38 protein-coding genes and 1 pseudogene are annotated in these 26,419 nt (G+C 64.0%); 31 read left to right on the top strand and 8 right to left on the bottom strand.

Translation table 11 applies throughout. The features are described 5' to 3' along the window. The first annotated feature begins 79 nt into the window (after positions 1-79). The 24 genes from ssb (at position 80) to ASF71_RS05770 (ending at position 16,502) form a co-directional block, all read left to right on the top strand. Positions 80-949, top strand: coding sequence for a single-stranded DNA-binding protein (gene ssb / locus ASF71_RS05660; protein WP_056296386.1), 870 nt, complete (start codon positions 80-82; stop codon positions 947-949). A 113-nt stretch (positions 950-1,062) separates the two neighbouring features. Further along, the gene (locus ASF71_RS05665; RefSeq protein ID WP_056296389.1) at positions 1,063-1,434 is read left to right on the top strand and encodes a hypothetical protein; all 372 of its coding nucleotides are present in this window, start codon (positions 1,063-1,065) and stop codon (positions 1,432-1,434) included. Positions 1,435-1,643: 209 nt separating this feature from the next. Next, on the top strand, positions 1,644-2,342 hold the full coding sequence (locus ASF71_RS05670) for a single-stranded DNA-binding protein (protein WP_056296392.1): 699 nt from the start codon (positions 1,644-1,646) through the stop codon (positions 2,340-2,342). Then, the gene (locus tag ASF71_RS05675; protein WP_056296395.1) at positions 2,342-2,905 is read left to right on the top strand and encodes a hypothetical protein; all 564 of its coding nucleotides are present in this window, start codon (positions 2,342-2,344) and stop codon (positions 2,903-2,905) included. The genes ASF71_RS05670 and ASF71_RS05675 overlap by 1 nt, the downstream gene beginning before the upstream one ends. 98 nt (positions 2,906-3,003) lie before the next feature. After that, positions 3,004-3,570: a hypothetical protein gene (locus ASF71_RS05680; protein WP_056296398.1), complete on the top strand. Its 567-nt coding sequence runs from the start codon at positions 3,004-3,006 to the stop codon at positions 3,568-3,570. Between the two features lie 179 nt (positions 3,571-3,749). After that, a complete protein-coding gene (locus tag ASF71_RS24490) occupies positions 3,750-3,998 on the top strand; it encodes an MbcA/ParS/Xre antitoxin family protein (protein WP_162243084.1) in 249 nt (82 codons plus the stop codon). Further along, the gene (locus tag ASF71_RS05690; protein WP_056296404.1) at positions 3,998-4,591 is read left to right on the top strand and encodes an RES family NAD+ phosphorylase; all 594 of its coding nucleotides are present in this window, start codon (positions 3,998-4,000) and stop codon (positions 4,589-4,591) included. The genes ASF71_RS24490 and ASF71_RS05690 overlap by 1 nt, the downstream gene beginning before the upstream one ends. 108 nt (positions 4,592-4,699) lie before the next feature. Beyond that, a complete protein-coding gene (locus tag ASF71_RS05695) occupies positions 4,700-5,164 on the top strand; it encodes a hypothetical protein (protein WP_056296407.1) in 465 nt (154 codons plus the stop codon). A 2-nt stretch (positions 5,165-5,166) separates the two neighbouring features. Further along, on the top strand, positions 5,167-5,523 hold the full coding sequence (locus tag ASF71_RS05700; protein WP_056296410.1) for a hypothetical protein: 357 nt from the start codon (positions 5,167-5,169) through the stop codon (positions 5,521-5,523). A gap of 39 nt (positions 5,524-5,562) precedes the next feature. Further along, on the top strand, positions 5,563-5,724 hold the full coding sequence (locus ASF71_RS23490; RefSeq protein WP_156372629.1) for a hypothetical protein: 162 nt from the start codon (positions 5,563-5,565) through the stop codon (positions 5,722-5,724). Between the two features lie 2 nt (positions 5,725-5,726). Next, on the top strand, positions 5,727-5,963 hold the full coding sequence (locus ASF71_RS05705; protein WP_056296414.1) for a hypothetical protein: 237 nt from the start codon (positions 5,727-5,729) through the stop codon (positions 5,961-5,963). Further along, complete coding sequence (locus tag ASF71_RS05710) at positions 5,944-6,528, top strand: hypothetical protein (protein ID WP_056296417.1); 585 nt, start codon at positions 5,944-5,946, stop codon at positions 6,526-6,528. Before ASF71_RS05705 ends, ASF71_RS05710 begins: the two co-directional genes overlap by 20 nt. 106 nt (positions 6,529-6,634) lie before the next feature. Beyond that, entirely contained in the window at positions 6,635-6,907 is a 273-nt protein-coding gene (locus ASF71_RS05715) for a hypothetical protein (protein WP_082505608.1), read from the top strand. Positions 6,908-6,991: 84 nt separating this feature from the next. Continuing rightward, positions 6,992-7,474 (top strand): hypothetical protein, encoded by a 483-nt coding sequence (locus tag ASF71_RS05720; protein WP_056296423.1) that lies wholly within the window; start codon positions 6,992-6,994, stop codon positions 7,472-7,474. A gap of 236 nt (positions 7,475-7,710) precedes the next feature. After that, a complete protein-coding gene (locus ASF71_RS05725) occupies positions 7,711-7,908 on the top strand; it encodes a hypothetical protein (protein ID WP_056296426.1) in 198 nt (65 codons plus the stop codon). Further along, entirely contained in the window at positions 7,905-8,759 is an 855-nt protein-coding gene (locus tag ASF71_RS05730) for an AAA family ATPase (RefSeq protein WP_056296429.1), read from the top strand. The genes ASF71_RS05725 and ASF71_RS05730 overlap by 4 nt, the downstream gene beginning before the upstream one ends. Before the next feature lie 79 nt (positions 8,760-8,838). Further along, a complete protein-coding gene (locus tag ASF71_RS05735) occupies positions 8,839-9,315 on the top strand; it encodes a DUF4326 domain-containing protein (RefSeq protein WP_056296431.1) in 477 nt (158 codons plus the stop codon). Between the two features lie 894 nt (positions 9,316-10,209). Next, positions 10,210-11,457 carry a hypothetical protein gene (locus tag ASF71_RS05740; RefSeq protein WP_056296434.1) on the top strand — a complete coding sequence of 416 codons (1,248 nt, stop codon included), beginning with the start codon at positions 10,210-10,212 and terminating at the stop codon, positions 11,455-11,457. Positions 11,458-11,512: 55 nt separating this feature from the next. Beyond that, positions 11,513-12,190 carry a hypothetical protein gene (locus ASF71_RS05745; protein WP_056296437.1) on the top strand — a complete coding sequence of 226 codons (678 nt, stop codon included), beginning with the start codon at positions 11,513-11,515 and terminating at the stop codon, positions 12,188-12,190. After that, a complete protein-coding gene (locus ASF71_RS05750) occupies positions 12,174-13,574 on the top strand; it encodes a nitrilase-related carbon-nitrogen hydrolase (protein WP_056296441.1) in 1,401 nt (466 codons plus the stop codon). The genes ASF71_RS05745 and ASF71_RS05750 overlap by 17 nt, the downstream gene beginning before the upstream one ends. A gap of 56 nt (positions 13,575-13,630) precedes the next feature. Next, positions 13,631-13,897 carry a hypothetical protein gene (locus ASF71_RS05755; protein WP_056296443.1) on the top strand — a complete coding sequence of 89 codons (267 nt, stop codon included), beginning with the start codon at positions 13,631-13,633 and terminating at the stop codon, positions 13,895-13,897. Positions 13,898-13,900: 3 nt separating this feature from the next. Beyond that, complete coding sequence (locus ASF71_RS05760) at positions 13,901-14,431, top strand: YIP1 family protein (protein ID WP_056296446.1); 531 nt, start codon at positions 13,901-13,903, stop codon at positions 14,429-14,431. 83 nt (positions 14,432-14,514) lie between these two features. Next, entirely contained in the window at positions 14,515-15,792 is a 1,278-nt protein-coding gene (locus tag ASF71_RS05765; protein WP_056296449.1) for a hypothetical protein, read from the top strand. Further along, a complete protein-coding gene (locus tag ASF71_RS05770; protein WP_056296452.1) occupies positions 15,789-16,502 on the top strand; it encodes a hypothetical protein in 714 nt (237 codons plus the stop codon). Before ASF71_RS05765 ends, ASF71_RS05770 begins: the two co-directional genes overlap by 4 nt. 287 nt (positions 16,503-16,789) lie before the next feature. Here the strand turns inward: ASF71_RS05770 and ASF71_RS23495 are convergent, their stop codons facing one another. Further along, entirely contained in the window at positions 16,790-17,122 is a 333-nt protein-coding gene (locus ASF71_RS23495; protein WP_056296459.1) for a hypothetical protein, read from the bottom strand. A gap of 41 nt (positions 17,123-17,163) precedes the next feature. Here ASF71_RS23495 and ASF71_RS22350 point away from each other — a divergent pair. After that, a pseudogene (locus ASF71_RS22350) lies at positions 17,164-18,293 on the top strand (IS630 family transposase). Between the two features lie 30 nt (positions 18,294-18,323). Here the strand turns inward: ASF71_RS22350 and ASF71_RS05795 are convergent. Beyond that, complete coding sequence (locus ASF71_RS05795) at positions 18,324-18,824, bottom strand: DUF6756 family protein (RefSeq protein WP_056296465.1); 501 nt, start codon at positions 18,822-18,824, stop codon at positions 18,324-18,326. A gap of 46 nt (positions 18,825-18,870) precedes the next feature. Here ASF71_RS05795 and ASF71_RS05800 point away from each other — a divergent pair, with 46 nt between their 5' ends. Together ASF71_RS05800 and ASF71_RS23500 are read left to right on the top strand one after the other, a co-directional pair. After that, positions 18,871-19,257, top strand: coding sequence for a hypothetical protein (locus ASF71_RS05800; protein ID WP_056296468.1), 387 nt, complete (start codon positions 18,871-18,873; stop codon positions 19,255-19,257). A 45-nt stretch (positions 19,258-19,302) separates the two neighbouring features. Continuing rightward, entirely contained in the window at positions 19,303-20,052 is a 750-nt protein-coding gene (locus ASF71_RS23500) for a hypothetical protein (protein WP_156372630.1), read from the top strand. Here the strand turns inward: ASF71_RS23500 and ASF71_RS22355 are convergent. Continuing rightward, positions 19,955-21,069 (bottom strand): IS3 family transposase gene (locus ASF71_RS22355; protein WP_235514155.1). Its coding sequence is split into 2 segments (ribosomal slippage): positions 19,955-20,820 and positions 20,820-21,069, totalling 1,116 coding nucleotides; the frame shifts between segments, so codons are not numbered across the junction. The two genes, ASF71_RS23500 and ASF71_RS22355, sit on opposite strands and share 98 nt — an antisense overlap. A gap of 93 nt (positions 21,070-21,162) precedes the next feature. Here ASF71_RS22355 and ASF71_RS05820 point away from each other — a divergent pair. Further along, positions 21,163-21,450, top strand: coding sequence for a hypothetical protein (locus ASF71_RS05820; protein ID WP_156372631.1), 288 nt, complete (start codon positions 21,163-21,165; stop codon positions 21,448-21,450). A 28-nt stretch (positions 21,451-21,478) separates the two neighbouring features. Beyond that, positions 21,479-21,889: a hypothetical protein gene (locus ASF71_RS05825; protein WP_156372632.1), complete on the top strand. Its 411-nt coding sequence runs from the start codon at positions 21,479-21,481 to the stop codon at positions 21,887-21,889. Between the two features lie 120 nt (positions 21,890-22,009). Here the strand turns inward: ASF71_RS05825 and ASF71_RS05830 are convergent, their stop codons facing one another. After that, positions 22,010-22,540 carry a DUF2716 domain-containing protein gene (locus ASF71_RS05830; RefSeq protein WP_056296484.1) on the bottom strand — a complete coding sequence of 177 codons (531 nt, stop codon included), beginning with the start codon at positions 22,538-22,540 and terminating at the stop codon, positions 22,010-22,012. A gap of 6 nt (positions 22,541-22,546) precedes the next feature. Further along, entirely contained in the window at positions 22,547-22,945 is a 399-nt protein-coding gene (locus ASF71_RS05835; RefSeq protein WP_156372633.1) for a hypothetical protein, read from the bottom strand. A 244-nt stretch (positions 22,946-23,189) separates the two neighbouring features. Here ASF71_RS05835 and ASF71_RS23505 point away from each other — a divergent pair, with 244 nt between their 5' ends. Continuing rightward, positions 23,190-23,501, top strand: coding sequence for a hypothetical protein (locus tag ASF71_RS23505; RefSeq protein ID WP_156372634.1), 312 nt, complete (start codon positions 23,190-23,192; stop codon positions 23,499-23,501). A 25-nt stretch (positions 23,502-23,526) separates the two neighbouring features. Here the strand turns inward: ASF71_RS23505 and ASF71_RS05840 are convergent, their stop codons facing one another. Further along, positions 23,527-24,111 carry a hypothetical protein gene (locus ASF71_RS05840; protein WP_156372635.1) on the bottom strand — a complete coding sequence of 195 codons (585 nt, stop codon included), beginning with the start codon at positions 24,109-24,111 and terminating at the stop codon, positions 23,527-23,529. Positions 24,112-24,331: 220 nt separating this feature from the next. Between ASF71_RS05840 and ASF71_RS05845 the strand changes: the two genes are divergently transcribed. Next, positions 24,332-24,673 (top strand): hypothetical protein, encoded by a 342-nt coding sequence (locus ASF71_RS05845; RefSeq protein ID WP_056296493.1) that lies wholly within the window; start codon positions 24,332-24,334, stop codon positions 24,671-24,673. A gap of 28 nt (positions 24,674-24,701) precedes the next feature. On the opposite strand, the gene ASF71_RS23510 is transcribed toward ASF71_RS05845, so the two are convergent. After that, positions 24,702-25,316, bottom strand: coding sequence for a hypothetical protein (locus ASF71_RS23510; RefSeq protein ID WP_156372636.1), 615 nt, complete (start codon positions 25,314-25,316; stop codon positions 24,702-24,704). Between the two features lie 12 nt (positions 25,317-25,328). Beyond that, positions 25,329-26,138, bottom strand: a complete 810-nt coding sequence (locus ASF71_RS22360; RefSeq protein WP_082505591.1) for an IS5 family transposase — start codon at positions 26,136-26,138, stop codon at positions 25,329-25,331. Positions 26,139-26,419 lie beyond the last annotated feature (281 nt).

The following is a 26,419-nucleotide window of genomic DNA, read 5'->3' on the forward strand; positions in this document are numbered from 1 at the left end:
GCCCGGAACAGCGCCGGGCAACCCCACAGCATCTCAAACGCTCAGGACCAGACCGGCCTGACGATCCCCAGGAGTCACCATGAACAAGTTCCTCGTCATTGCAGCCCTCGGCACCACCCCCGAACTCCGCCACACCCCCACCGGCATGGCGGTCCTCGAGATCCTCCTCGCCGGCGAGCGTCACATCGTCGGCCATGACGGCACCCCCCGCACCCTCCCCTTCTACATCCGCAGCGAAGCCCTGGGCGACACCGCCAAGCAGTTGGATTCCCGTCAGTACAAGCAGGGTGACGTGCTCTTGATCGAGGGCTCGGCTGAGTACGACGAGTGGAACAGCCGGACCGTCGAAGGCGCGAAGGACACCACCGTACGTCTCAAGCCCACCGGGTACGTGCGCAAACTCGACGGCGACTTCCAGTTCACGCAGGATGGCGGCGGCTTCACCCGACTGATGGGCGGCACCAACCAGCTGCAGCTTCTGGGCAACCTGGTCGCCGACGTGGAGGTCAACGACACGACGAGTGGTCCCGCGGCCACCCTCCGCCTGGCCGTCAACGAGCGCTACACCACCCGCGACGGTCAGTCCAAAGAGAAGACCCACTGGTTCCGGGTCTCGGTGTGGCGCGAGCAGGCCGAAGCCATGCGCGGGCTGACGAAGGGCACGGCCATCTACGTCGAAGGGGCGCTGAGCGACGAGAAGTGGACGGATCGGGAGGGCCACGAGCGCAAGGGCAAGACCATCGAAGCTCAGGTCGTGTACGCCATCGCGCCCTTCAGCGGTGCGGCCAGAACGCAGGGTCAACCGGCGAGAACGCAGGGGCAACCGGCGAGCACCACCCCCCGCCCGGCCCCGAGTCGCGCGCCGCGGGCTGCGACCCACGAGCGTGCCCCGACGCCCCAGGTGGGCGGCGCGGACCTCCCGCCCGAAGAAGCCGACCTGCCTTTCTAAGCCTTCCCGACATCTCGAGGGGAGCGTGGCCACACCGGCTGCGCTCCCCTTTCTTCATAGGACGGGGCTCGGCACAACCCTCGCCCGGGAAGGCCCCGGGCACCCCCGGAGGCATGAAGATCCTTCCCACCCTGACCGCGTTCGTCCTCCTGCTTCTGCTTGCTGGCACCGCCGCCTGGGCCCTGAGCCCGAGCGACGTGAAGGTTGCCGGCGAGGTGTACGCCTACGACGCCCTGGTGCCGAAGCGCACGCTCGTCGCGCTTCCGTCCGGCGAACTCACCCTCAGCCTGTGCCCTGCCGCCGAGGTCCAGCGCCTCAACCGCCTGACCGTAGGACGCTGCATCGTTTCCCCTGCGACCATCGGGGACGGCACCGCACTGGTCAAGTCGGTGCGGCCCGCCTACCGCGCGCAGGTGCAGGCAGCCATGACCCGCTCCATCACCTACAGCGCGGTCGACCTCCGGGGCGGCCTGGTCGTGCAGTGATGCCCTCGCCCGGTCAGGACACCGGGCAACCCAGAGCGCATCTCCGAGAGACAGAGGTGCGACCATGAAGTAGAGCAACGAACCTTTCCGGCGGGATCGGGGAGGAGGAACCGGCGCGCAAGCGTACGGACCTCCTCCCCTTTTTTTTCTCCCCTCCACCCCGAGTGCCCCCGGAGAATCCCTCGCCGCTGCGCGGCACCCCCGGAAGCATGAACGCGAAGCTCACCGTGGACGGCACGAGCACCAATGGCATGATCAGCGGCTGCGTGATCCGGGTCGAAGACCACACCAGACCCCAGGCGAAGGTGGCCGGCAGACTCCAGGTCATCGTCACCATCGCCGGCGAAACGTTGCGCAACGGCACGCCTCTGATCTTCTTCGAGCAGGTCCGCCTTCAGGGCAAAGTCGCCGAGAACGCCCTGACCCTTCAGCGGGGCGAGTGCGTGCTCTTCGATCAAGCCTCAATCGAGCAACTCATCTGGAATGACCCGCACACCCAAGCACCCCGGGCCAAGCTCATCGTGCGTGCGAGCGCGTTCACCCGTATCAAGAACAACCGCACCCGCCTGCAGGGCAACGACCTCATCATGGAATACGCTGCGAACGCCTTCACCCTGAACGTGCGCATCGCCAAGTTGCCCCTCAGCCGGGAGACCCGTGCGGGTCGGGTCACCGAGGTCACGCTCGCGGCCAACTTGCGCAACAGCAGTGAGCCGGACGATGACACCAAGCGGGTGCACTACTTCAAGGTCAACGCCTGGCGCGAGCTCGGCTTCCCCTTCGAGGACGCACCGACCGGCAAGCGCGTCATCTGCGAAGTCCTCATCAAGACCAACACGAACGACGACACGGGCGAACGGCGCTACTTCACCGAGCTCGAAGCCCGCACCGTCTCGGTGTTCGCCTGATGCGGTCCTTCCTCGACCGGCTGTTCGGCCGCCCGTCCACGCCTCGACCCTTCGCGCCCTTCCAGATAGAGCAACTGCTTCCCGGCGAGGATCGTCCGAGCGCCGTGCTCACCTTCCACCCCACCACCGGATACGCCGTCCACCTCACCCGCTGGCCGCAGCGTGCCAAGCGCAGTACCGGCGAGCCTTTGCCCCGCCACACTGGTCTAGCAGCGGACGCGGCGTTCGTGGTCTTCGCCGAGCTCGGCGCCACCCCAGTGGCCATCACCGCCGCCCGGCTCGGTCGCACCGCCCAGATCCTCACCGTGCTCCCCCCGCAGTTCCAACTCGGCACGTGCACCGGCATCGTGACCCTCACCCCCGACCACTACCCGAACGCGGGCGCCTTCCTCCAGGACGTCGCCCGACTCAAACAGCAGTGCCCCCCAGGGTTCCGCTTCCTCTTGCTCGGGAAGTCCGGCGAGCACACCGTCCCCTGGGAGCGCGCCTTCGAGCACCTGTACTGGGGGCCGGCCATCATCCAGGCCCTGCCCCTGCTCAACCGGCGCGCCCAGGGGAACTGAGACAACCAGAATCCCCCCCACCCTGGAAGGACGGGTACTGCGCACAGTCCCGGAAAGGAGACCCTCGCCCGGTCACAGCACCGGGCACCCCCCGACCTATGACCAACCTCCACCGCATCCTCTCCCTCCTCCAGCGCCTCCACCAGGTCCTCTCCCTCTTCTGCACCCCCGCCTTCCACGTCGAGCAGCTGCTCACGGGCGAAGACCGACGCACCCTGCACCTCACCTTCACGCCCGCGGACGGCTTCTCGGTGTACGCCACCCACTGGGTCCAGGACGAGGGCGGCCCCTTCGTCGACACCGATAACTACGAGACCCCCCGGCACCTCAGAGAAGCCCTCGACCTCTTCCGGCGAATGGGCGCGGGCGAAGCGGCCTGGCAGGCCGCCAAGGCCGGCCGCGGTGGGCAGTTTCTCGCCAACAACTCTGCCGTGCTGCTCATGAACACCTCTTACGGCGAGAGGGCACTGAACCTGCACTGCTATTCCACGATGCAGGCCTTCCTCGCCGACTTCACCCGCCTGGACGACCAGCGTGCCCCTGACCAACCCCGCAGCATCATCGGCTACTCCGGGGAGCACGAGGTCGCCTGGCAGGCCGTCTTCGATGCCCTGCCCTGGGGCCCCGTCGCCCGCCGGCAGGTTCACGCGCTCACCGGCCTCTGACCCGGCCTCTGACCCGCCCACTTCGCCGCTCACTCTGCCAGGGGATGCCCACCACTCGGGTCATCCCCCCTTTTTTTGTCGGGGGACGGTTCAGGGCAACCCTCGCCCGGAACGGCGCCGGGCAGCCCACAATGCGTCCATCCCAGTCCCTCTATGCTGGAGATGGTAAGGAGGCGATGATGACGACTATTCCTGGCAGTAAACCCATCATGCTGGTCAACGGCGTCCCGATCTACCCGCAGGAAGAACGCACGACCCCCGTCACGGAAGCCGAAGTGGAGCAGCTGGCCCTGACCCTGACTGGCAGTGCCCAGAGCGCCCACGCCTGGATGGACCGGCCGAACGTGACGCTTCGTGGACAGACCCCCCGGGAAGCCGTGCGTGCCGGTCAAGGGCAGAGAGCGGTCGGCATTCTCCAGGCCTTCTGATGTCTCTGGCAGGTCAAGCACTCCGGGCGGCCATCGAGGCCGCCCCTTTTATTGGCAACCATGTGGCTCAGTACCGCGCGACTGCCCTGGCCTACTTCCGCACCCTGGAAAGTACCGTAGGCGCTTGGGGCGCCGATAACCGGTTCACGCCGGCGGGGCTCTCCCGGGCGCTCTACACAGCCGATGGTATGGATCTTGCCCTCCGTGAGGCCACCCAGAGCTTCCAGGCCGAATTCCATCAGCCGGAAATGCCGGCCCACGCGGTCTACCCCGTCCACATTCGAGCGACCCGCGTCCTGGATCTCACCGACCCTGGCATTCGGGCGCTGCTCGGCGTGAGTCTCATGACCTTGACCGGCGACTGGCGTGGCGCCACGCTCCTCAACAGCCGGGTTCCCCAGGAGCGCGTGGAAACGCACGAGATCGGGGCGGCCGCCTTCGAACTGGGGCTCCAGGGCATCCGTTACCCCAGCGCCTTCGATGCCGCGCGCGCGAACACCGTGTTCTTCACTGAACACCTCCCCACCCCGCCCGAGGCCATCCTGCCTGAGATCGTGCAACAGGCCCGCGCGCTTCTTCCCACGGAAGCCTGACCTCGTCTCTGCACGGAGCAGCACCCGACCTCGGGGCTGCTCCTTGATTCGTGCGGCAGGCCCGCTGGGCAACCCTCGCCCGGAACGGCGCCGGGCACCCCCGGAAGCATGAACGCGCTCCAGAACGGGCCGGCCAACCAGAATCCCCCCCACGCTGAACGTATGCCCTACAGCGTGACTCTCCCCGACGACATCGAGGTCTGCCCCTTCACTCCCACCGAGTTCTTCAAGAAGGAGTGCCGCCTCAGCCGCGTGGATGCCGACGGCCACCTCCACCTGGCCCTGCTGAAGAAAGGCAAGCGCCAGGCGGTCCGAGGGAGCCGGATACTCGCCCTGGAGGACGCCCACTGTGCCCTCCGGACCGGCTGGTCCCTGCACATCATTCGCCTGCACGTGGGCGAGCATCGGGACTACCTGGTCCGCAGCGTCGAGCCCATTGTGTTTGAAGACGACTCCGAGCGTCTCAGTGCACAGCTGCGGCTGGCGGATGAGGAGGGCACCTACCAGGACGCCATCGCCCCGTTCCTGGCCGGCCTGGGCCGGTCGCTCGAAGCCTACTTCGGGGGAGAGTGAACATGCAGGACCTCGACACGCCTACCCTCCTCTCCGGCACCTTCGCCACCGCCATCGACGCCAGCGGGCAGGCGTGGCCCGTCACCTACCAGACCTTGACCAACGGCGGCTCCGGCAATGGCGTCCTGGTCTGCGCCGACCAGGGACGCGGGACCCACCTCCCCCGCATTCTCACGCTCGGCCCCGTCCACTGGAAACAGGCCGCCGGCGGCCCCACGCTCGGCTACTGGCAGTTCCACGTCGAGAGCTACACCATCTACCGCCCCCTCCTGCGCGGTGACCCGATCTGGGGCAGTAACGGCCAGCGCGAAGCCATCGAACTGCGCGTGCCCCTCGGCGCCCTCCAACCCCTGGAGTGAGGCCCCCTCGCCCGGCAGAACACCGGGCAGTCCCGAGGCATGAGTCCACCTCTCGATACGTGCGTCACGTGCAACGCCGCTCTCGACGACACAGGCGAGTGCGGCGACTGCCTCGAAACCGCCGACTTCACCGACCTCGAAGCGCACCTGGACGCCCTGCTCCGCCCGTCACCTTCCCCGCTCACGCCCAGAGGAGGCTGAACATGCCCACCTGGATTCGCCCGCCCAATCGCAAGATCGTGCAGGGCCGCACCGAGCACGATCCTGGCGCCATCAAGTGCAGCTGCGGGCACAAGGTCGAACTCACGCAGAACTGGCAGGGTACGGCGTGCTCCTGCGGCAACGAGTACGGCAGTGAAGGCGAACTCTTCCGCGCCAACTGGCGTGAGTTCTGCCTGGAAACCGGCGAGATCACCGAAGATGACCTCCTGCGCCCCTGACCCCCATCTGCCCCAGGTGGCGGCCTACCTCATCCAGGTCCACCGCGAAGCTACGGGCCAACCCCTGCCACCCGAGACGGCCTGCGCTTACGGAGCAGACCTGTTGCTGCGCCTCGCCGTGCTGTGCGAGACCGTGCAGCACCGGTCGGGCACGCCCATCACGCTCGTGGACCGGCCGGGCGCTCTGCCTGAACTCCTGGCGGGCAAATCCGCACCGGGAGTGCACGCGACCACGCCCCTGGATCATCTCATCCGGAACCTGCTCCTCCAGGAAGTAGACGCGCCCACGGTGGGACTCACCCGGCGGTGGCGGGTCTTCCTGGCGGGTCTGGGGAAGCGGGACGTCTGTGCCCTGATCGAGGACAGCGGCCTCACCGAGTTCCTGCTCATGCAGGTGTGGTTTCGGGTCCGGACGTCCGCGTTCCTCCAGCAGGGTCTGGAGATGGTGGCCGCCCAGCGCGCTGCGGCTCAAGCGGTGGCCGAGGCCTTCGACGTGACCATCGTCACCCAGGGCCACAGTCATCAGCGCACGCGCACGCCCTGCTCCCGTTCTCCCTTGAACTAAAGCCCAGCCTGGCTGCATCTCTGCCCCCGCCCTGCCTCGGGCGTGGGTAGAGTGCACCATGCCCCGAGCCACCGTTCAGCCCCAGCCCTTCCTCGGAGGCCTTGTCATGCCCACTCAACTCCATACGATGCAACTCGCCGACGAGGCCCTGCGCAACACGGCCACTGCTGAGCCTCTCGAAGAGCACTACGACGCCGAGACCGGGGAATATCGCCGGCAGGGGCACGGGATCGTTCAGAACCTCATCGGCGAGGTCATCGAGACCTCCTACCGCGACCAGAAGACCCCGGAAGCCGCTCGGGCGAACACCATCCAGTGGTTACGTGACATGGCGGCTGAGCTGCAGACCGTCGCGGACGCCCTCGACCGCACCCCCTGAATCTCACCCGTCCAGGCCCATCCCACCCGGGGTGGGCCTGTTTGCCTGCCCTCGCCCGGCAGGGCACCGGGCAGCCCCCGAGGCATGACCCGTCTGTTGTTGACCCTGCTGGCCCTCCTGACCAGCTGCGCCCCAGCGCTCCCTGTGTTCGTCACGGCCCGGAGTACCTCGACCTCCCCCAGGATCGTGTACGCCGTCGTGCCCCAGGAGACCCTGCCGCCAGGGATGACTGGAGCGAGTCGGACGTTCGGCGGCGTGTGCTTCGTGCAGATCCAGGCAGGCAGCGAGAACGCCTTGACGATCGCGCACGAGGTTGGGCACTGCCTGGACGGCGGCCGCAGTCAGGCGTTCGGCGAGGCGGGTTGCGTCATCCGGCCCTACGCGTGCGAGTCGGCGGAAGGCTTTGCGGACACCTATGCCCTGCTCTACCTGGAGCGCTACGGCCAACGCCTCGACGTCTTGGGGTGGCCCGGCGCAGGTGAGACGACCGACCCCCTGCCCTATCCGGACGAAGTGACGCCCGAGCGGCTCACCACGCTGCTCGCCCGGCTCGGCACCCGGCGTTGAAGCCGGCAGGCGTGGGGCGGGACCGGGGGCGGCGAGAGCTGGCCTCCGGTGCCTCGCGCCCTGCGGGCGCGGGCGCGGCCCCCCTGCGGGCCGCACCCTCTCCACGCCAGACCCGCACCGTGCGCCAGTGGGGCGGTCCCCCGCGGTCCGCAAGCGGCCCGCTGCCTGACCTTCAGACTCCTATCAGCACCTGCCGCCCCCCTTCCCCTACACTTCGGACACGACGAGGAGGATGTATGAGCCCATTCGATTTCAAAGCCTACGTGCAGCAGGGCACCTTCGATCAGAAGGCCCGGCAAGGCGTCAGACAGGCGACCACCCACGCTGAACAGCACGGCCTTCCTGTCGACGGCTATACCAACACGGGGCACGCTCATCCCACCCAGCAGGCCGTTCCCCCTGAACAGCCGTCCAAACCACAAAAAAGCGCATGACGAGCACGAACACCACTGGGGCTGAACAGCCCCAGCTTTTTATGTTCGCTGGCCCCAACGGGTCAGGGAAATCCACCATCACGACCCCCATGCTGGCCGATCTCCCTGGGGAGTACATCAACGCCGACGACATCGCCCGCGCCTGGAGAGACGAGATTCCAGATCCCCTGGAGCGCAATCGTCAGGCCGCGCGTCTGGCCGATCGGCAACGGCAGCTCGCCTTACGCGAGGGTCGATCCCTGGTCTTCGAAACCGTCATGAGTACGCCGGAAAAAGTCGCCCTGCTCACCCAGGCCAAGGCCCTTGGCTATCAGACCACGTTGATTTTCGTCACCACCTCCGATGCGGCCTTCAACGTCCGCCGCGTCCAGCAACGGGTCATCCTTGGGGGGCACGATGTCGAACCGGACACAATTCGGCGACGGTACGAAGGCGCGATGACGCTGCTCGCCGCCGCCGTCGAACATGCCGACCAGGCCGTCGTCATCGACAACTCTGGGACGGAACCACAGCGGGTGGCTCAGAAGTTCGACGAGCAGCTTGAACTTCTTGCGCCCATCCCCGCCTGGGTCACGCAGCGACTGGATCAGCCCTGGGCTGCCCGGCAGGCCTCGCGACGAACGCTTCAGGAGCTTGCCGGCACCCCTCGCTTGCCCACCGCAGATGCGCGGGAGGGCCAACAGTATTCCGGCGTCCTTGTGGGGCGTACGGCGTGGCATCTGCTGCAACGCACGGCGCAAGGCCTCGTCCTTCATGACCTCAGTCTGTGCCTTGTGCCTCCTGTTGAGGAGGGGGAGCCGCTGACCCTGCGGTATCACTACGAGCGCGGGAAGCTCAGTCGTACCCCTTGAGGTCCCTGAACGGGGAGGCTGGCCTCATCGCTGGCTCCCAGTCCCCTCGCCCGGAACGGCACCGGACAGTCCCCAAAGCATGCTGCCCCTCGACCCGCGCCCCAACTTCCCCGTGCTCGGCCGCATCACCTACACCCACGAACTGCCCGCAGATCGGCGGCCCCCCAGCCGCTCTGGTGGCGCCGTGACCCCCCGGATCGGCCGGATTCGTTTGGCGAATGTCAAGACCCTCCATCTGGAGGCCGGCGAGCAGGCCATCTACATCGGCCGGGGCCGGGCGCCGAATGACATGGAGCACGCGCACCTGGGCAACCCCTTCCGGGTGAGCGACGGGTACGCCCAGGGCGAGGCGGCGGCCGCTTATCTGGACCACCTGCGCCGCCAGGTCAGAGCCCACGGGCCGGAACGGGCGACCATCCTCGATCTCGCCCGGCGCCTCGCAGAGGGGGACCGGCTCGTCATCTGCTGCTGGTGCTCCCCCGACCCCTGCCACGGCGAACACGTCCTGGCCGCGATTCAAGGCTACGCCAGGCAACGCGGCTGGACGGGACACTGACCGATCGGGGGGTCAGCGCGACCTGCTGCACGGCAAAAAGAATCCGGAAGGAGTCAGGATTCGAGTGGCCCCGGAGGGAGTGGGGCCGGGGTCGGTGCGAGGCCCTCACTGCCCCAGACAACCAGAACCGCCCACACCATGGAAGACGTATGACCCCTCCTTCTTCCGGCCCTTCTGTCTGCGCCTCACCCTAGGCACGGCCAGTGCTGAGCGGTTACGCTACTGGGGCTTTCCATAGGGCAGGCAAAAGCCCCCACAGCGCGAACTCTTCTATTTCTCGTCGTTTATGCGTACTCGCGGCCTACGGGCATCCCCAGTCACGGTGCAGACAAGGGCTCTGTTGACCTGTTCAGCCCCAGGAAGCGAGACCACCTTAAATTTCACCGTAGAGCCGGACTGCTCAAAGCCTCGCACTTCGATCAGTTCCACCTGCTGAACCAGTCGTTCAGCACGGCCTTGGCAGAGATCTCGCACTTGGCTCTCAGGAATCCCACGCGGCGACAAGTAGACCGCAGCACCAAAGGCGATCAGGGCGAAAGCTACTCCGCAGCTGATGTTGGCCCGCAATGGGGACACTGCGGGTTTTGCTTTTGCCGTCATGCTTTCACCTTACGTGCTCTCTCCGACAGGAGTTCCTGTGCGGATGGGAGGAGTTGATGACGCTATGGGCGATCACCACTCACCTCGAGATCAAAAGTCCTGCTGAGTGGTGATCGCCAGGTAACGCGGCTGGACGGGACGCTGACCGATCGGGGGGTCAGCGCGACCGCCTGCACGGCAAAAAGAATCCGGAAGGAGTCAGGATTCGAGTGGCCCCGGAGGGAGTGGGGCCGGGGTCGGTGCGAGGCTCTCACTGCCCCGGACAACCAGAACCGCCCACACCATGGAAGAGGTATGACCCCTTCCCTCCTCCGGCCCTTCTGTCTCCTCCTCACCCTCGGCACGGCCAGCGCCAGTTCTGGGACCGACTTCGCCCGCCAGGTCCTGGACACCCCCGAAGTCCAGCTCGCCCGCACGCTCGGCCTGAACTCGCTCACCCCCAACGGCACCGCCCTCACCGGCACCCGTACGGGCGTTGCTGCTCAGGCCACTGCCCCGCTCACCCTCCAACGCGTGCAACAGCAGTTGAAGACCACCGGGTTTCCCAACACCGCCAGCCTCCAGAGCCTGAACGTCATCACCGTGCCCTACACCGCCCAGCAGATCGCCACCTACGCCGGCCGGGCCGTCGACCTTCTCGACGATCAGCGCTGGACCTACACCATCCACGCGGACTTCCAGCGTGCTCAGGTCGTCGTCAACCTCGACAAGACCCACCACGCTGCCCTGCGCGCCCTGCTCGGCGACCGCATCCCTGAAGCCGCCCTCCGACTCGGCCAGGCCCCCCAGCTCCGGCCCGTCTCCGGAGACGGCAGCGCCACCACCAGCCAGTACATCCAGGACCGCAACCGTCCTTACGGCGCCGGCGCCCGCATCATCTCCGGCAGCCTCGAGTGTTCTGCGGGCTGGTTCGGCCGCACTCCACAGGGCGAGATCATGCTCGTCACGGCCGCCCACTGCGTCGACCCCCGCAAGACCACCCAGTTCTTCCAGACCCAGGACTTCATCGGGACCACGAGCACCACGCACCGTCGGGGCATCGACGCCATCGCCATCCGCTTGAACAACCTCAACTACAACCCCAACGTCCTGTACGCGGATGACTGGAACGGGCACATCCTCAAGCGTCTCCCCCAGAACGGCCCGGCCAACAGTTTCACGGGTGCCCAGAAGATCACGCTCGCCGGCGCCACGAGTTACCGCCGGGAATGGCAGTGGTTCTCGCACTTCAACCGCATCGCCGTCCAGCGCCAGGTGGTCGAGACCCCCTCCGGCTTCACGGTCGACGCGACCGAATATTGCATCGTGGCCTCCTACGCCCAGGCGGGCAGCCCGAATCAGGTCAACCGCCAGCCCCAGGGTGGGGATAGCGGCGGCATTCTCCTGAACGAACGCAACGAGGTCCTCGGGCACATCAGCGTCGTCGGTACCTTCGACCCCTCCCTGCCGACCAGCGCCTGGGAAAAAGCCTATTGCTTTGTGCCGTGGACGGACACCCAACAGCAGACCGGGCTCTTCCCCCTCAACAGCCCTGGCAACTGAACTGAACACCCTGAGCCGCCCCCCTTCCACCCTTCTTTTCTCTCAGGAGTCCACCATGCGCCAGTCCCTGTCCCTCTGCCTGATCACCACCCTCCTCCTCAGCGCCTGCAGCCAGCAGCAGCAGTCCCCCGCCCGCACCTCCCGCGCAGCCACCCCCGCTGAGATCGCCCAGCAGCTCCAGGCCTACGCCGACACCTCCGCGGCCCTCGTCGCCGGCGTGCAGGCCGCCCTTCAGCCCGGCACCACCAGCCAGAGCCTCAAGGCCCTCGACCTCAGCAGCAGCAACCGCGCCAAGCTCGAAAGTCTCCGTCAGCAGGCCCTCGAGCGCTTCCCCAACCTCATCGACCAGCCGGCCTGGCTCGCCGAGAGTAGCCAGCTCATCGGCTTGAATGAAGCGGGCAGCGTGACGAGCAACCTCGACGGCCTGTTCGTCATCGCCACGGTCGCGCAGGACGACCCGCAGAAGACCGCCTGGGTGGCGACCGTCACCGTGGACGTGACCGGCCAGCAGATCGAGAACATCCGCCTGAACACCAACCTCGGTGGCGGGTACTTCCCTCCGGCTTACCGGTATGTCGGCGAGGACGGCAAGCTGCCCTATATCCGCCGTACCTACACGCCTGCAGGCGGGCCGAGCACGATGCCCGTCGAGACGGTCAGCGCAATGAGCGTACCGAGCGAGGAAGCGTCTCAGGTCATTGTCTACAGCCAGGCCGGTGAACGCCTCCGCTGACCGGCGCACCCTCGGGGTCTGGGGCCTGGGGGTGGTCATCGCCCTGCTGGCCTTCAGCCCCTGGCCTCTCTTGTGCGTGCTGCCCCTGCTCGCCGCCCCAGGGTTGCTCCGGGGCCTTTCACCCCTCCAGAGCACTCTGGCGTTGACGGGCCTGCACGCGCCCCTGATGGTCGGGGTGTACGCGACCGCCCTTCCCCTGCTCCCCGCAGGCCTGCTGGGGATCGGACTCGTGATCATCGCCCCGGTGGTGCTGCACCTCCTGTTCGCCTTCCCGATCGCGTGGCTCTTGCAGGGCAGCCGGAATCCCTGGCGGTGGGCGCTCGCCGCGATTGCCCTCGACCAGCTGCTCATGCTGCCCATGCTGGGGCTCCTGGGGGACCCAGCCACACCGAGCGTCTTCATGACGGCCCCCATGTGGCTCCTCGGGCCGGGAACCGGAACGATGCTCCTCCTCCTGACCGGTGCAGCACTCGTGGCCGCCCCACGCTGGGCCCTCCTGCCCCTGGCCGTTTTGGGGCTGGCCTGGGCATGGAGACCCAACTCGCCCACCTCTCCGATTCTGGTGGCCGCTGCCCAACGGGGCGATACACGAGTCCGGGAGATCAGCGACATGCTGCCAACACTCGCGCGGTCCGAGGAAGCCCAGTGGCTCCCCCTGATCCAGGACGTTGACGCGGCCCTCGTCATCCTCCCGGAAAACGCGACGGCCGTCCGGCAAACCCTCGCTCAGGTGCACCGACCCTTTCCACCGAACGTCCTTTACGGGGGCGTCTCCTACACCGCACTCGCCGCTTACAACAGTGTCCTCGCGGGTGGCCGAGTCCTGCGCAGCAAACGGGAGCTGGTCCCCCTCACCGAACGCCCCTGGTTGACCGCCGACCAGAACCCACTTCGTCCTGTACAGCTCGCCGGGCACCAGTTGGGTGTCCTGATCTGTGTCGAAGGCCTATTCGCCCCTGCTGCCGCTCAACTCGCCCGGCAAGGCGCGGAGATCCTCGTCGTTCCCGCCTCCACCAAGGCCTTCCACGCCGCGCGCTTTCAGGACATCGCGGCACGTGCGGCCGCCAGCAGTGCCGGACTGCCGCTCGTGCTCGCCTCTGAAGCCGGGGGCAGCGTCATCGTCGACCCGCACGGCCACGTCCTGAGCCGGGCCGCCTGGGGACAGCCGCAAGTCATCCGCGCGCCAATCTCCCCTGGCCGTCCCACCCTCTATGCCTGGACCGCCCCCGCCTGGCCGGTCGTCCTGTCCATCCTCCTGCTCGTTCTCGCACGGCCACACCTTTCCGGAAGAAGTCAGCGCTCGAGGGCCCCTGGAAACAGCGCCGCCCGGAACAGTGCGAGGTCCGCCCTGCCGGGTGGACAACCAGAACCGGCCGCACGCTGAGGACATGACCCCCCACGTCATCACCCTCCCCGCTCACGCGGGACTGGACCCACCCCATGACCCTCTTCCTTCCCCCTCCCCCCCAGATGCCTCTGGACAGTGCCGATCCCACCGACTTCTGGACCCGCCTCGCCGAACGCACCACCCAGTACCCCTTCCTCGGCTCTCGGCTCCTGCCCCATGACCAGACCCGCCTCGGCTTGACCCCGGAAAGATTCGCGCAGCTGCGCCTCTGTCTGATCCCCCGGACGAAGGACGAGCGTCACGCCCTCGAGCAGCACTTCCACCTGCCTCCCGACAGTCTTCAGGAGAAAGGGAATTGAATCATGACCCTCACGGCCACCCTCATCGATTCCTCCGCCCACCTCGACCTCATTCGGCGCACGCCCCGCCGGCTCCTCTGGGGCGTCTTCGCCGCCTACGGCCTCACGGCCCTGATCACTGCCCTCGTGCAGTCCGGGGGGTTGGCCCCGAACCTCCGCCTCGGCCTGCTTACCCTCTCGACGCTCTCCGGTCTGCTCGCGGGGGCGCTGGTGCTGGGTCTCTATCCCCTGGTGTTCACCTTCCTGAGCCGCAAGCTCGGCGGGGTCGGCGAGGAGAGCGACGTGCCCCAGATCCGCAGCGTCACGGCGCTGGCCATGATCCCCACGCTCATCACGACGCTGCTCGCGGCCGTGAGCGGCTTCGGGCCCATCACGCTGCTGGGCGGCCTGCTGAGCACGGTGGTCTTCATCTACGCCCTGAGTCTGGCCAATGGGACGGACATGCTCGCGGCCATGAAGCACACCTTCCTGATCTGGGGCGTGCTGCTGGGGCTGCTCATCCTGCTGAACATCGTCATCAAGGCGGGCAGCTGACCCGCGAACGACCCCCTACCCCCCCTAGATAGAACTGGGCGCTCTGTTCTACCTAGGGGGTCGCCTTGCCCCGAGGTCCAACCATGGTTCCCACACCCACCACCGATCTGCCGACGCTGCAGTGCCAGGGGTCGAAGATCCAGACCGAACGCCAGGCGCAGCTGCGCCAGCGACTGATCACGCTGACCACCCAGGCGCTGCTGAACTACGAGCAGCAGACGGGCCGCGCCGGCGCCACGGGACAGGCCGTGCAGTACCGCCGGTACAGTGACGAGACGCCGCGCCGCCTCCTGTCCCCCCGCTGGGAGGTCCTGATCGAGGATGCCACCGGGCTCCAGCTCATCGCCGAAGTCCCCGATGGAGACCCGCGATCGCTGACCTTCCTCGACCCGGTCACGCGCGAGGAGCTCTATCTCAGCGAACCGGAGGCCCTGAGTCTGCACGCCCTCAAGGACAAGCAGGGCTTCCACCTCAAAGGGGTCGCCCAGACGCAACTCGTGTACGGCCCGCGGTTCGGGCTCAGCGATCGGGTCGCGCGCGCACTTCAGAGCCGGCAGGTATGGCTGGCCCCTGCGCTGCTCGTCGCGCTGCTTGCCATGAACAATGCCCTGACCTTTTCTGGGACAGTCCTGGCACAGCACGTTCTCCTCGTGTGCACCACGTTCCTGGGGGTCATCGTGCCGCCTCTGATGCTGGGGTGGGGCTTTCGGCCCCAGCGCCAGCAGCTCGAGGGCTTCAGCCGCACCCTCTTGAGACGATTCCAGGGACAGCCCACGCCGACTCTGCCTGCCCTCGTGAACCGGCAACTCCTGGGGGGGCTCGTGTTCCTTGCTCTGATCCTCTCGGGCTCACACCACCTGCTTGCGGGGAGTCTCGTGCAGGCCCTCAGCCTCTTCGTGGCCTGGCTGCTCATCCGCTTCTTCCACCTGCAGGCCGAGCAGCAGGGTCGAGGCCTCGCCGAGGACCTTCAGCTTCTTCCAATGGTCACGCCAGAATCTTCCGCCCTGTACCCACTGAGTCTGACGACGGAAGAGCGTCTGGAGTTGCTCCCGAAAATTGCCCAACTCCAAACCCGGGCAGAAGAAGCCCAGGAACAAGTGGGCACCTCCGGTCTGGGCGAGCCGCAGTACCGCGCCCTGAGTGCCGTGCAGCGGGACTGGCCAGAATCGGTCGCTTTAATCGCAACCCTGCCCCCACAGCATCAGGCGGAGGAAGCCGTGAAACACCTGGACCTGCTTCTCGACATCACCCCGCCGCCTGCCCCCAGTTCTGCTGTCCTGAACCCGGCACTGGCGGCCCACCTGAGCTACCTCCAGGAGCTCAGCCGAGACCGGGCACACCGCCCACGGAAGTCGTCATGAAGCTCACCCTGACGGCCGTCGACAGTCTCAGTCGCCCAGTCACCGTCCTGTCTTTGCCAGACCAGCTCGCCCCGGAGGGGGTGACGCAGGCGATCGAGGACGCGATCCACCAGGATCAAGGGGGTAGGGTGCTGTGCTGGCAGTGCACCTCCACCGTCGGTGAGACCTCGGGAGCAGGCGAGTACAGGGCGGTCGACGAACAGGGACTGGTCTGGTTCGACGACAGCCCCATCGGTCTCCTGCGCGCCGAGCTCGCGCAGGCACAAGCCCGAATCACCGAGCTCGAGGCCCAACTCACCTTGAGGGGCACGATGACGCACAGTCCTGAAACTGCAGCACCTTCCGTCATCCTGGGCAACGGGCAACCCAAGCCTGCAGGCACCTGGGATTGGTACGGTGCCTATGACCCGGCCCACCCCCGTCCTGCGGGCACGGCCCTCTTCAGCGTTGGCGTCTTCCAGTGGCTCCCCAAGACGGGCCAGGGGGTCAAGCGTGGCAAGAGTGTGGCCCGCTTCTCAGGCTTCAGTGGGCAGCCCCAGATCGTCTACGACCAGGCGCGGGCCTGGATCACCGAACGCACGAAGAACCCTTCAGGTCCGGTCCCTTCAAGACCCATGGTCTCTGTGGATCACTTTCGGGAAGCGCTCACCCTTGAAGCCATCAGGGCCGCAGGGGCCGCCTCGGCCAACCAGAACCGAGGGGATCATTGAAGCATGTTGGAACTCGCCAATCTGATGCAACCCCTGGCCGTGTTACAGGAGGCCCACCCCGAGCATCGAGCCGTCCTGCTGCCGGCCGTCCTCGCGTCCGCCTTCGCCCTGGACACGGCGGCTCCACTCCTCACTGCCGGTCATGCGGACCCGCTCTGGCCCCTGCTCCTCAAGCTCTGGACCCCGGAGACCCATCAAGCCCGGCGGCGTGGCCGCCGCCCTGCGCCACGCCGGACCTCCCCCCATCCCTTTCCCCTCCACTTCCCCCTGCATGTTCTAGTGGAGCGTCAACTTTGGTCTGCTAATGAGTTTTGTTGACTATAGGTCCACTGGATGGCCTGCTCAATCACAGGCAGCAAAGTGTTTCGAGCCATCACAGAGCACTGGAAAGCAGGGAGCGACCAGTCACCTTTGCGAATCACACGCACCTGGAACTCCCCTGCTTCCTGCTCATGACCGTACCAGCCGACATCTAGCAGAAAATCTCCCTGATACTCGACTTGAAGGAGGTCCTCCTTCCACCAAGCTTGATCATCGAGGTCACGCCAAGCCGCCTCTGCGTAGGTGATTTGCCCGCCTTGAAGGGAAATGGATCCAAGGGCTGTTTCGAGCCAGGTCATCAGTGCACCTTATCCCCGTGCAGCCCGGTTTACCGTAGGGCATGAAGTATGCCGTGCGTCTCGAACCTGAGCAGCAAGCGCTTCTCAAGGGTCTGCTCAATGCAGGTGTGGCACCCGCCCGGAAACTCACCCATGCTCGCATCCTGCTCAAAGCAGACCAGCATGGTCCGGCTCTCCGTGACCAGGAGATTGCCAGGCAGCTCGAAATATGCGCGCATACCGTATTCCGTGTCCGAAAGCGGTTCGTGGACTCCGGTCTGGATGCTGCGCTGAGTCACCTACATCCCCAGAACCTCAAGCCACACCTCTTGGATGAAAGTGCACAAGCACACCTGATTGCCTTGGCATGTACGAAAGAAAAGGGACAGCCTCGGCTGTCCCTGCGGTTGCTCGCCGACAAGATGGTGGAACTCGGGTACGCCGCGCACCTGAGCCACGAGACAGTCCGCAAAACACTTAAAAAAACGACCTCAAGCCGCATTTGAAAGAGCAGTGGGTGATTCCACCCACGCAGAATGGTGCCTTTGTTGCCGCCATGGAAGACGTCCTGGATCTGTACGCGGCGTCGTACGACGCCGCGTTTCCAGTGGTGTGTTTTGATGAGCGGCCGTGCCAGCTGGTGGCCGACGTGGTGCAGCCTGTCCCTCTTCGACCCGGTCAGCCATACCGCTTCGACTACGAGTACGAACGCAGAGGCAGTGCAAATCTGTTTGGTTACCTGGAACCCAAGCGCGGCTGGAGGTGGATGGAAGTAACCCTACGGCGGACCAAAGCGGATTTCGCGCGGTGCATGGAACGTCTGGTCCATGAGCTCTACCCGCACGCCGTCAAAATCCGGGTAGTGCTGGACAACCTGAGCACCCATACCAAGGGAGCGTTATACGAAACGTTTTCACCTGCTGTCGCCCACGAAATTGCGACTAAGCTGGAGTTTCACTACACGCCGAAACATGGCTCCTGGCTCAACGCGGTGGAAATCGAGTTTGCCGCTCTCGGAAAGCAGTGCCTGGACCGGCGCATCGCTTCGATGGAGGAACTGCACAAGGAAGTGCAGGCATGGGTAATCGAACGTAACCGCAAGGAACGTGGAGTGAACTGGACATTCTCGACCCCTTCCGCCAGACAGAAACTCGCCCGCCTCTATCCTGAAAACTTAGCAGACCAAAGTTGACGCTCCACTAGCAGGACTTTGTCAGTTCCCCTAAGCGCCTGAGTCTCTACCAGCTATGGGAGTGCCCTCGGCCGCCTGCAACCGCTCAATGATGCGAGAGCCAATCCCAATCAACACGTTGTGATGATTCTCGCAGAGCAACCATTCGAATTTCTTGTCCACGATGTAATACTCGAATGCAAACAGCTCCCCTAAGACGGCTTCAATGGTGCCGATACGTCCTTCAAATACCCAATAGTGTCCATCGCGTTTCCGTCGGGCCCAATCTTCGGTCAGCAACCACACGCGCTCATCGGGTGGGAGGAGTCGTGGCAGCCAGCGGTAGCCGTCGGGTTTATCAAGGTAAACGGCGTAATGTTCTCCTTTGAAGCCCTCCCACAACCATAGGCAATCTCGGCCCTGTACCCCATAGATGGTGAAGATCTCAAGGATTCGGCTGAGGACGGCGCTGTAACGGGTCGAGCGTACCGGGACCAGGTCCTCTGGAGGGAGCTGGAGAGCCTTCATGGCGGTGGCAATTTCAGCCCGCATGTCTCATACGGTAAGCCATGCTGGAAGTGACAAAGTGCTGCTAGGGATGAACAGCGTTGGCGTGGGGAGCCTCGTCGAACAGCACCTCCTCTTCCTCGAGGTCCCCACCTTTCTCCTGGGAGAAGTCGTCGATCACCCGGACGACTTCACGGCCGACCCGGTGCTGGCCCTCTCCGCTGGAGCGTATCGGCGCCGGGACCTGCCGGTGCCGGACCTGCTGCGCGCCTATGAAGGTCTGGCTCATCTGGGCATCGACCAGGGCGCCGCGTCGTATCTGTGTGGGTCTGTCCCTGCCCCCGAGCTGCTCGAGCTGATCACCTGGGTGTACCGCAAGCGCCACGTCCTGCGCAGTCCGGCCGCGGTGTTCTGGAGTCTGCTGAAGCAGCACAACCCGACCATCTACCAGCGCTTCCGCACAGGCAGCACGGCATAAAACCTTAGAATCCAGGCGCTGTGCGCGTTCCAAAAAAGAGGCTCTATGACTCAAATCACCGAAGCTGAAGGATCTCCCCTGACCCTGGGCAACGGGCAGCCCAAGCCTGCTGGAACCTGGGACTGGTACGGCGCATATGACCCGGCGCATCATCGCCATGCGCCCTCAGTGCTCTTCAGCATCGGGGTCTTTCAGTGGCTACCCAAGCAGGGTAAAGGGGTGAAGCGCGGCAAGAGCGTCGCCCGCTTCACCGGGCCCGTCAGTCACCCACAAGGCGTCTATATACAGGCCAGAACCTTCATTGCGCAGCAGGCCGCGACTGAGCCCCCGACCACGGGGCCTGCCCTACCCTTCGCCTATCCCCCCACTCTCCCTGAGATTCCAGTCGTCACTGGCGTCGAGCAGGCTTTCGGCACGATGAAGCATCTTCCCGCCATGACGGATGGTCCTCCGGATCTGGACGAACGTCACCCCGCCTACCGGTACGTCTGCGCGATGTTCAGTGGTCCGAGGAGCGTGCTGGACAGCTATCACCTGCATTGCCGGTATGAAATGGCACAGGAACAGGGCGAGGCGGTCATCACGCTCATCACCGCCCACCTCCAGAGCTACGGGCCCAAGCATGAGCACAAGATGCTGGGGTGCGCTGAGGGTGCCCCAATTGCGGTTCCAGCCGATTTGCAAATCTCAGCGTACCTCAGCCCGCCTGGAACAGGCGGGCAAATTCGTATGGGGTCCGGCCACCAAGCGAGGTGTGGGGCCGGAGGTCGTTGTAATCCTGGCGCCAGGCTGTGAGGATGAGGCGAGCCTGATCCAGGCTCTGGAACCAGTGGAGATTGAGGCACTCGTCCCGGACCCGACCATTGAAACTCTCGATGTAGGCGTTCTCCACAGGCTTTCCAGGCCGGATAAAGGTGTGCGTGATGCCGCGGTCGTGGGTCCAGAGATCCAGAGTCTTCCCTGCGAACTCCGGGCCGTTGTCAGTGGTGATCGCCTGGGGTGCGCCCCGGAAGCGAATGACCGCCTCGAGGCTGCGGACGACATCATGGCCTGTGATGGAGATGCCGACGTGCATCACCAAGCACTCCCGCGTGAAGTCGTCCACGACGTTCAGCACACGGAACCGCTGCCCGGAAGCCAGCTGATCAGCCATGAAGTCCAGACTCCACCGCTGATTGGGCGCAGAAACCTGCGGTTTCTGCTGACGCTCTCCAACGCTGAGCTTCCGGCGCTCCTTCTTCCGAACAGCCAGCCCTTCTGCCCGATAGATCCGGTATACACGTTTGTGATTCACGGTCTCACCTTCCCGACCCAGCATCAGGTGAATCCGCCGGTACCCGAACCGAGGCCGTTCCCGTGCCAGCACGCGGAGACGCTCAACCAGTTGCTGGTCCTTTTCCCTTTTAGGGCTGTTCCGTCTGTGCGTGTTCCGGGAGAAGCCCAGCACCCGGCAGGCCCGACGTTCACTGACCGTGAACGAGTCTCGCAAGAGGACCACCATCTGCTTCTTGAGGGGCGTTTGCGCCTGGGACGACGTCCCAGGCGTCACCACTTTCGCCCCACCACCTCTTTGAGCATGGCGTTGTCGAGTGACAGGTCCGCCACCAGCTTCTTGAGACGCTGATTTTCGGCTTCCAGCTGACGGAACTTGCGGGTCTCGTCTTTGGTCATGCCGCCGTACCTGGCTTTCCAGCGGTAGATCGTGGTCATCGCGACTCCATGGAGTCGCGTCAGGTCGCTGATCGGGGTTCCGGCTTCAAGCTGCCCGAGAATCTCCAAGATCTGTTGCTCCGTGTACCGTTTGCGTTTCATATTTCTCCCAGTCTGCTGCTCGATTTGCAATCAGACTGGCACCGGAAACAGGGGCAAGGTCAACTTCAACGTTCGCCCCGTCGGGAGTCCAGCGTGACGGAGCCATTCCCTGTGCGCACCGGACAGATCTGGCAAGACAACGATCCCCGACACCAGGAAGGCAGCCGGTGGGGCGCACGTTTCGTGCAGGTCTTCACGCTCGTGAACGGCTACGCCGAGTGCTATGCCGTGGACGCGGACGGAACACTCACTGAGCGGGATGACAAGCGGTACCGCAATGGAACGCCCAGGAAGATCCGCTTGGACCGCTTCCGACCCACCAGCACCGGGTACCGCCTGCACCGCGACACGGAACCGGACCCAGGCCACGATGTCCCGTAAAGAGGAGAACGCCAGGTCAGAAGAGAGTGTGCCACTCCGCCTTCAGACGTTCGTCGAGACGCTCTCCCTGGAGGTCTGCCTCATGCTGATCCAGGAACGTCAGGACACCGCTCAGACCGGCGAGCTTGGTCCCACGACCCGGCAGGTGCTCAGGGACTTCGTTCCCCGCTCACGTGCTCCTGAGCTGAAGGCCGGGGGCTGGGCGGGCACGCTGGTCGAGGCGGTGCTCTTCGACATCCTCAGGCGCACCCAGATTCTGCCCTCCCCTGGCCGTCCATCGCTCATCGGGCAACTGGCCGAGGTAAGAGCACTCGCCCAACATGTGGAACTCCAGGCCGCGCATCAGCGCGCACAGCAGCAGGACGAACAGCGCGCCCGACAGGCAGTGCAGCTCCTCGTGCAGGCTGCGCTGAACCTTCCCGATCTGAACTGGCCATGAGTGGGTGGATCGGTGAGCTCAACCCCTGTGCCCGACCAGCCCAGCAATTCATGGAGCTCTTCTAGTGGAGCGAGTCGGAAGACCTTAAATAGTTTTCGATGCGTCCCCGCTCCGTGCTGTTTATGGCTCCGGTGGTCGCCGTCCGTTCACACGCATGATTCGGTCCAACAGGCGCGGCCTGGCTTGTGCCACAGCATCCATCAAGGGCTGCCCGAACACACAGAGGCTCCGTTCCCACGGATGGCCTAGCGTGCCCCAGCGCCAATCATCGGCCAGTGTGATGGCATAGTCCCCGTCAGGGAGAAGGAACCCTTCCCAGGGGACTCGGCGTCCTAAGGCATCTGGCGCAGGCTCTTCCAGCAGGTGGGGGTTGTACCGGCAGCAGGTGTGCTGCCAGTCGAGGCCATACACCCACTCGTCCGGCCGTGCACAGGCACGGATGTGCCCCTTCATCAACACGAAAAACTCGTCGACAGCCGCGTCGTCCTCTGTAGTGGAGAAGGCATAGGTGACGGAGGGCACAGGCTCACGAAAGCCGGGCCAGTCCCAAGGTGACATGCTGGGCGTGAAGTCAAACGCCAGATTGATGTCGTTCCATACCTGCGAGTACTCCGGCTTTTTGATTTCCCACCATGCAGGCTGGTCTGGCATCTGTACTTACCTTTCTGGCGTGGGCGCGAATCGTGTGACTAGGACCTGCTGGCTTTTCCGGGCCAAGGCGGTGTCTTGCGACAATGCAGCGCGTTGCAGGAGTGCCCTTGGGCAATCGCGCCGCAAGATCACCTCGAACAGCATGGCGCGCCCCATAGCCTGATCGGAATCCGAACGACCTAGAGCCCACAGGCAGTCAAACTGCGTTGAGGTCAGGGTTCTGTTCGCGTGCAGGAACTGCTTGAACGCCGACCACCGGTAGTGCTCTAGATTGACGTCTGTTCCGTCTGCCCACCGAGCGCAGAGGGCATCGAGTACCGGACGCGTGAGAACGCCTTGTTCAACCCAGGCGTCTGTAAAGCCAAAGTGTGCCAGGCTTTCAGTATCAAGGTCGGGTTCGGGCATCAATAGCATGATAGAGCCTGATCAGGCGTATGACCCACCTGACAGAGCCGTTCAATTCTACGTTGACCGTCAAGCTTCAAACCGTTCAAGGTCTTCGGACCCTCTCCACTAGTGTTTGTGGCAAGTACGAATCGTCAACCGCAATCCTTCGTCTGGACGAAGTCGGCGGACGAGATTCCGGGAAGTGTCGCTCGATTCTGCCGAAGGGTTTCATTGGGTAGTTTTCCAAGGAGGAATCCGTCTTATGAGTGATCACAAGTCCATTGATCAACTCCGGGCTGAGCTTGGAGTGATCACATTTGGGAACCAACATCTCTATAGTGACCATTTTTCTAATCAGCCGACCTGGAGTGAAAGAGAAGCTCTTGAATGGATCAAGATTTTTGCCAATGATGACTATGATGATTACAGTGCGCTTGCCTGGGACATTGTACTATTGGTCGAACGGCAGATTTCAACTGAAGGGGTATCAGAGCTAACCAAAATCGGAAATTACTGGGCTCAGCTAACATTGCAGGGTCTATCCCCACAAATTCAATCAGCCGAAACTGATTAACATTTACTGACTCAGACCACTAGCACTACTTAAACAGGTCGTCCCAAGGGGTGATTCCCAAAACCTGCGCACGCACCCTCAACGCCACTTGTGCCTCTTCACGCGCTCCAGGCCCAAGAAACTGCGTCAGTTTGAGTGCCTTATCGAAGGACCGGCTTGCCCGCGGCTCGAGAAACATGCCCTGTTGGTACGCCTCCAGCATGAAGTGGACCAATCCTGGGAGCGATGAAACTACCTTCAGATGAGGCCCGAGAGTCTGCTCGTAGACTTCGGCGAGGTTCTGCACGATGGGCTCGGGATTCGTCCCCTGAAGGTAGTGCCATTCGTTGGGCCACTGAGGGTCGAGCATGGACGGGCGGGTCGAGAACTGCATGGTGCTGCGTCCCATCCCCTCGCCTGGGGCTTCGTCAGAAAGGAAGAACGCGGTGGTTACCGTGAGGTGCACGCGCCAGCTGCGGCGTTTCCAGATGAGGCCAAGTTCCAGGGTTTGAGATCCTTGAGGTATGGAACGAGAGGCGGTGATCTGCCTGTCATCCACTTGCCTATGGTCATATGACCAGTCAGCGCAGCGCTCTGCAAAGGCATGCAGGAGGACATAGGTATTTGTCATACTTCAGGGTACCTACGACGGTTCGTGATCCACGCTGTACAGCGGCCGTCGGCACTGGTATGTCGAAAAGAGTACGTGTTTAAGTAGTGCTAGGCGGAAGAGGATGACACCCCGGCACACGCCCCGATCTACACCTTCACCTCCCGTTGACGACAGCGATCTGAATGCCGGATGGAGGAAGCCGGCGCCCGAGAGGGGGCGGCTCAGCGCATACTGAGTTATGACTTTGAGCGCGATGTCGGCCCTCCGGACCTCCCGCCCCTCGGTGCTGACGCGTGTAGCCCAAGCCAATCCAGGTCTCCTCTTGACGGCCGTCCTCGTCGTGCTCCTCCCCCTCACGCAGACGCTGCCCCTCTGGCCGGTCGTCCTCGGGGTGCTGGCAATCAGCCTCCTCCAGCAAAACTGGAGCAAAGACCAGCTGGTGCTTCCCCGCGCCCTCGCCTTCCAGGCCGTCGCCCTCCTCAGTGGATTCGCGGCCGCCATCACCACCCAGGATTGCCTCACCGCCTTCGGTGCCGTGATGGGCATGATCCTGTTTGCCACCCTGATGGGTCGACGCTAAGAGCGCCGAACATAAATCGCCCATGCCTTCAGAACTGCGGATAAGCCGTCCTTGGGTAATACCGTAGCCTTCCTCCCTCAGGCAGGAGATATCCCACGTCCCGCACCTCAGGAATGCCTTGCTCCTGGATCTTATAGGTATCCTGTGTGCCAGATGTTTCCCAACCAATGACTCCCACCCTAAATTTGACATGGGTAAATACTGAGGCAGCCAACTCAGCTAGGAAGTCTTCGATTTCACGAACGACGGCTGCGGGTGATGCGCCCGGCACATTCCAGGTCGAGTAGAACCCTCGTTCAACTTTCCCCAACGCATAATCAAGGGCTCCCATCGGTATTCCGATGTCCAGGCAGTCTTCTCCATCTGCACGCACGACCAGAATCGCAAACGGCAATCTCAGCCCAGAAGGCAGTTTCATCGTGCCTTGCGCACTTTCCGTCCATAGATCGACCTGTCTCGCCGCAACGCAAGTTTGGTTTTGCGGTTCCATATTGCGGTTCAAATACACGCCTTGCACGTGTGGATGGCTCCAGATGGCTTCAAAAGCCATCTGGAGCTGGTCATCCTCCATTTCTCCGAAGGTCAGTGACACTTCGAAGTGCCCTCCAAGCCAGGTATCAGGCGGCGTGAATAAGTACGTCATCGTGCTGATTCTTTAGGGCTTGCATAAGCTACGCAACCTCCTCAGACAAATGACACTGCATGCCAGGGTCAGCAACGCCAGATGTACATCAGTGGCACGCTCGTAACGTACTTTGAGGCGCTTGAACCGATTGAGCCATGAGAGGGTCCGCTCGATGACCCAGCGGTGACGCCCCAGTGTGCTGCTGGAATCGACACCCCGCCGAGCGATACGCGGTTTGATACCGCGCCTCCAGCATGCAGCACGACAACGACGGGAATCGTACCCTTTGTCGGCATGCAGCTTGATTGGCCGTCGTTGTGGCCGCCCACGCCGGCCATTCCGGATGCCCGGCACGGCATCCAGGGTGGGTTCAAACATCCGGCTATCGTGCACATTCGCAGCGGAAACGACAATAGCCAGCGGTGTGCCATGACCATCCACGACCAAATGGCGCTTGCAGCCGAGCTTGCCTCGGTTCGTTGGGTCTGGGCCAGTGTCCTGCCCGCCGCAAGGCGCAGCCACTGTGGCCGAGTCAAGACTGGCACGCGTAAAATCCAGCTTGTCAAGCCCATGGAGGCGGTCCAGCAGTTGGTGATGGAGCGAGGCCCAGATGCCTGTTTGTTGCCATTCGCGCAGGCGCCGCCAGCATGTCATCCCGCAGCCACACCCAAGTGCGAGAGGAAGGTCGTGCCAGGCTATGCCTGTTTTAAGGACAAAAAGAATGCCAGCGAGGGCGGCACGATCAGGAATACGTGGCCGACCTCGTTGGGAGACGGGACGTGCTGGAAGCAGGGGTTCAAAGGCGGCCCAAAGGTCGTCAGGGACAGCAGGAACATGCATCCGGGTAGCCTACGAGGCGTTCATTATTGTTCGGTGCTCTAAGACTCTGCACGTCTTCTCGTGGCCCCTGAGAGGGGTCCTTTTTTATGGTTTTTCCGTAGTAGAAAAAAAGAAGATGACATTCGATTCTCTACTAAATAGAAGAAGATGCCTCCTAACACTCCAAAAAGAGTGACGAACCTCTGACTCAGAAGTTGCACCTCGCGTAGGACAATGAATAGCCGTGCTGGCCGAGAAATTCTGCGTTTTTCGTGAAGAAGTGCAGCAAGCGGTTGAGATAC

Origin of the sequence: Deinococcus sp. Leaf326 (assembly GCF_001424185.1) — a bacterium.
Lineage (GTDB): Bacteria > Deinococcota > Deinococci > Deinococcales > Deinococcaceae > Deinococcus.